This is a genomic window from Streptococcus mitis (assembly GCF_008763935.1).
Taxonomy (GTDB): Bacteria; Bacillota; Bacilli; order Lactobacillales; family Streptococcaceae; genus Streptococcus; species Streptococcus mitis_DB.
This window is the reverse complement of the sequence record NZ_VTQF01000024.1, coordinates 1-4,835: the sequence shown is the minus strand read 5'-3', so window position 1 is coordinate 4,835 and position 4,835 is coordinate 1. Positions and strand designations below refer to the sequence as shown.

Sequence of the window (4,835 nt, the reverse complement as noted above, 5' to 3'; positions counted from 1 at the left end):
GTTAGGTAGTTGATGTTTAATGGGGATTTATTCCGGACAGTAGTGCGCGCAGGCGGGAATCCATCGTCAAATCTGATAAACCTTGATTTGAAAAACAGTTTCTGAATTTCAAAAATGGATTCCCGCCTGCGCGGGAATGACGGCAACTGGTAAGTTGCGTGTTGAAAATAAAATTATTCAGCTATATTTCTGAACGAATCCGTGTTCAGTCGGTCAACTGCCGTTTCAAAAACCAATCGCCAAACGGCCAGTCCACGCTGTCGAGCAGGTTTTTGGTAATTAGCCCCAGTTCAGTATCGCCTTCGATTTGCAGTTTGCGGTTGAAAAACAAAGTATCCGGGTCTTCCTCGCGCATCATCATCCGCATGAAGTCGATACCGTTGGCGGCAAGGCGCAAATCGGGCGTGCCAAAAAAATCCGCGTCGATGAATTTTTCGGCATTGGCGGTGAAACGCACCTTGATACCTGCATCTAATACGTCGATTTCGAATTTTTTGCCGTCAAACAGGCTCATGTCGGCGGGCAGCAATCCGCGTTTGAGCATGGTGTTGAGGGCAAAAACCAAAGCGAAACGCGGCGGCCTGCCCGGTAATTTTCCGCCGATTTTTCCCGCCCATGCGGGCAATACGATTTCAGGCAACGCCATAATATTCCTCCTTCACAGCTTCGATACCAGGCTGACCGTGCCAATAGCCGTCCACCAGCGTGCCGGTGGTCAATCTTTCCAATTCGGGCAGCGCATCCGCCAGGGCGGTTTTGCCGTCCAATACATCGCGGTGGATACGGACGATTTCCGCCATGCCGTGCATCTGCGGCGACAGGCGCAGCATGTTCACGCCGATTTGCCGCAAATCCTCATGGTGTGGCAGCAGGTTTTGGCAGCCGTAAGACATGGTTTGGATGCCGTTGATGGTTAAAAACGGCTTGCCCTCACGGGTATTCATATCCATACCTTGCTCGTAATCCAAACAGCGGAATTCGCAGCCGTCTTTGTTCAGGTTGTAATGCCGCGCGGTAAAGCAGCGCGACGAATAGGCAAGCGGCATTTTGCCCCAAGCAAACAATTCCGTTTCGATGTCGTCTGAAGCCTTGATGATTTCAGCAACTTTGTCGCGACTCAACTCGGACGGCGCAATCCAGCGGTATGTGCCCAGTTTTTGGAACAGTGCCAGCGTGCTTTCGTTGTAAATATTCAGGCTGGCGCCGGCGACAAACGGAATGCCGTGTTCGCGTGCCAATTTAACCGCGCCCATATCGTTGGCTTCGACTTTGAATTTGTCCTGCCCCGTGATTTTACGCAGGCGTTTCAAATCGGATTCGCTTTCCAGCAGCACCTGCGACGACAAAATAATTTCCTTGCCGCTTTCCGCCAAATCTTCCGCCAGGCTGACCCAGTCGGCAAAACGCATTTTCTGGCGGCGCGAACACACCACTTCGCCCAGATAAATGGTATCCACCGGCGCATCCAGCATGGCGGCGTAAAATTCCAGCAGCGCTTCCTTCTGCCAGAAAAACAAAACCGGCCCCATCGATAATTTCATCGGATTCATTTTCCCTCCCCCTTATTTCCACGGACGGCTGTATGCGCCCAAGGTCGTCTGGTGCCCTTCCGAAACCTTGCTCAGCGCGTTGTTCCACACCGGATTGACTTTGAAATGCGCTGGATCGGCAGCGGCCGCGTTCAAAGCCTGCCGAAGCGATTTGGTTACCTGCGCCGTGTACATCGGGCTGCGCTGGCGGCCTTCGATTTTGATGGCGGACACACCCATTTTGATGAGTTCGGGCAGCATTTCCAAAACATTCAGGCTGGTCGGCTCTTCCAGTGCGTAATAGGTTTCGTCATTGACTTCGAAACGGCCTTTGCACAGGGTCGGATAGCCTGCCGGTTCGTCCGGTTTGTACTGGTCGATTAACACCTGGTTCAACCGCACGTTCATGCGGTCGGGCAACTGCTCCCAGCGCACGGCCTTCGCCGGCGAACACACGCCCTGCATATTCGGCGATTCGCCCGTCGCATAGCTCGACAAAATACAGCGCCCTTCCACCATCACACACAAACTGCCGAAACCAAACACTTCGATTTCCACATCCGTATTGTCAATCACATGCTTGACCTGATCGACCGTCAAAACGCGCGGCAGCACGGCACGGCGGATGCCGAACAGCTCCTTCATCATATTGATGGCTTCGTAATTGGTCGCCGAACCCTGTACCGACATGTGCAGCCTCAAATTAGGATGACGCTCGGCGGCATAAGCCATAATCGCAGGGTCGGCGACGATTATCGCGTCCGCACCCAGTTGCACCGCCGTATCGACAGCCCGATGCCACCGCTCGATTTGCCCCGCCTGGGCAAAAGTATTGATTGCCATCAACACATTGCGGCCACGCGCATGGGCGTAAGCCACCCCTTCCTGCGCCGATTTCATATCGAAATTTAACCCCGGAAAATTGCGCGCATTTGTCGCATCTTTCAGCCCCATATAAACCGTGTCCGCGCCATTGTCCACCGCCGTCTTCAAAGCAGGCAGATTACCGGCGGGACAAACCAACTCAGGGATTTTCGGCATTTTGCGTTCCTCGACTCTTACAGTTTGTTATTCGAAAATCAATATCTAGTATGATTTCGGGTATTTTAGAGATTTGGACACAAGATATTATGATTTAAATCAATTGTGAAATCAGGTTTGGGTAACGTATGTTTTAGTTAACATAATTTAACTATGTTAAATATCAAGTTAATCAGCGGGTTATCTTTTCCAGTTCGATAATGTGAGATTAGTTGTTATCTATTAAATTTATAGATTTTTACAATAAAAGGTCGCCTGAAATCTGTTTCAGACGACCTTTATTTAGGCGGAAGCAGACGGCTGCTTGCTTTAAAATTCAAAGTGAAATTTCGTTCGCTGCCATATTCGTCCGCCACATCAAACCCGTTTTGCCGCATTAAATCTCGCAATTCGGTGCGACTCGGTTTGTCGGGATCGCCTGCCGTTTCGGAAACCGACAGCAGCCCGTCAGCACGAAGCAGCCTGCGGAACTCCGCCAAATACTCGGCTTGGTTGGCGACTTCGCCCAACACGGTAATCAGCACAATGCGGTCAAACGATTGATTGGGAAAATCAAAATGCGTGCCGTCGCATAGATAATAATCGACGTTTTCGATATGCCGACGGCGCAAACGTTTTTCGGTATAAGCCAACATTTCCGGCTGTATATCCGCCGCCACTAATCGTCCTTGCGGAACTGACTGCGCCAGTGTCGGGCTGAAATAACCCGCTCCGCAGCCTACTTCCAAAATGCGGTGGTGCGGCGCAAGGTGCAGCTGTTGTACGATTTGTTGCGGCGAAAGTGCCCAGTTGCGCAAAGGAATCAGCAGCGTGAACGCAAGCTGATGCGGGAAGATTTTGCCTTTTTGCGTAAGTCCCTGCCAAATACCTTTGAGCGTTTTAAACATGGGGATTCCTTTGGGTAGTTTGTTTTGCCGTGTGTTTGCACGATATATAGTATAAAAATAGTACGCGTTTTTTTCCAATCATCGCAAAAAGCAGCCTGCACTTCAATTTTTGAACGTGCAGGCTGCTTTCGATAGAGAGGGGTCGTCTGAAAATTATTTTTCAGACGACCTTTGATATTTAGTTCTGTTGGGTACATGACCTAAACTACGTTTGTTTGCCATTAAATGAACACATCGCCTTACGCCAAAAAACCATCACAATTGCCGCCGCAATGATGATGATTCCGTATGGAATCATACCGTTGCCGTTTTCATATGCCGCCCGTCCGCCCGGAAAGCCCGTACGCGCGGTATTGGCAACCGTGTGGCACGCAATCAATACAAATACTGAGCCGCCGCTGCCGTTATACAGCCATACATAGATAATCCTTACGGCAACCGTCCCTGCCAGCCCCCATGCGATCAGTTCGGCAGACTGCCCCACGGCAATCATGGACGGCAAATGCCACAATGCCCACGGCACCCCGATAATCAGCGCCGTAACAAACGGGGTAAAACGCCGTTGCAGACTTTCCGTAGCGTAGGCGGCATAGCCCAATTCCTCGGCAACTGCCGCGATAAAGAACATGACGAACGCACCGGCAAGCGGCGCAAACGAGACGGATAAGGCGGGTATGGTTTGTCCTGTTTGGCGTATCGCGACATAAGTCAGCAGATAAAGCAGGGGAAAAATCAGTATTGCCGTCCCAAAATAGGCAGAATGCTTGATCCGCCCGTAATCAAATACACGACCAAACAGTCCACGCACCGCCGCCATTCCGCCCTCGCGGTAACGCAGAAACGCGGCGGCAATCGTCGGAGTGAGTGCCGCGCCGATGTCGGTCAGTGGCAGATTATCAGGCAAAGGACTGTGTTTGAGAAACAAAGACAGTAGCCAAAACGGTGCGCTCAAAGCGTACACCAGCAGAAAGTATTGCCACGGATGCGAATAACCGGCTATCGGTTTTTCTGAAGGGGGCTTCTGCATGTTATTCCTGTTCGTTCAGTCAATAAGTTGGCAGGGGGGCAGGTACGGCCTGCTAGATGATGTACAGTATAAAAATATTGCGCGTTTTTTTCTAATTATTATGAAAAGCAGCCTGCACTTCGATTTGATTTGAAGAGTGCAGGCTGCTTTTCATAGAGAGGTCGTCTGAAAATTATTTCTCAGGCAGCTTTGATATTAAAGGTGATATGAGGATTTCGTTGGATCATGACTCAAGCTGCGTTTGCTGTCGACTGTATTACGGCATGGTTTGGAATCATTCAGCAACAACAAAAAACGCGTGCGTGCGTACCGCACACACCCTTGTATATCGGAACTCCCGTATCATAGCAA

Annotated in this window: 5 protein-coding genes; all 5 read right to left on the bottom strand. The window is 50.6% G+C overall.

The features are described from left to right. Positions 1–205 precede the first annotated feature (205 nt). The 5 genes from ubiT to F9B91_RS12000 all read right to left on the bottom strand — a co-directional run bounded on the left by ubiT (position 206) and on the right by F9B91_RS12000 (position 4,484). Positions 206–646 (bottom strand): ubiquinone anaerobic biosynthesis accessory factor UbiT, encoded by a 441-nt coding sequence (gene ubiT, locus F9B91_RS12020; protein ID WP_019269963.1) that lies wholly within the window; start codon positions 644–646, stop codon positions 206–208. Further along, positions 633–1,550 (bottom strand): U32 family peptidase, encoded by a 918-nt coding sequence (locus F9B91_RS12015; protein WP_150923298.1) that lies wholly within the window; start codon positions 1,548–1,550, stop codon positions 633–635. Before F9B91_RS12015 ends, ubiT begins: the two co-directional genes overlap by 14 nt. A 12-nt stretch (positions 1,551–1,562) precedes the next feature. Then, on the bottom strand, positions 1,563–2,570 hold the full coding sequence (gene ubiU, locus F9B91_RS12010) for a ubiquinone anaerobic biosynthesis protein UbiU (RefSeq protein WP_150923297.1): 1,008 nt from the start codon (positions 2,568–2,570) through the stop codon (positions 1,563–1,565). Positions 2,571–2,848: 278 nt separating this feature from the next. Continuing rightward, a complete protein-coding gene (locus F9B91_RS12005) occupies positions 2,849–3,457 on the bottom strand; it encodes a class I SAM-dependent methyltransferase (RefSeq protein WP_150923296.1) in 609 nt (202 codons plus the stop codon). Positions 3,458–3,662: 205 nt separating this feature from the next. Further along, positions 3,663–4,484: a CPBP family intramembrane glutamic endopeptidase gene (locus tag F9B91_RS12000; RefSeq protein ID WP_150923295.1), complete on the bottom strand. Its 822-nt coding sequence runs from the start codon at positions 4,482–4,484 to the stop codon at positions 3,663–3,665. Between the last annotated feature and the right edge of the window lie 351 nt (positions 4,485–4,835).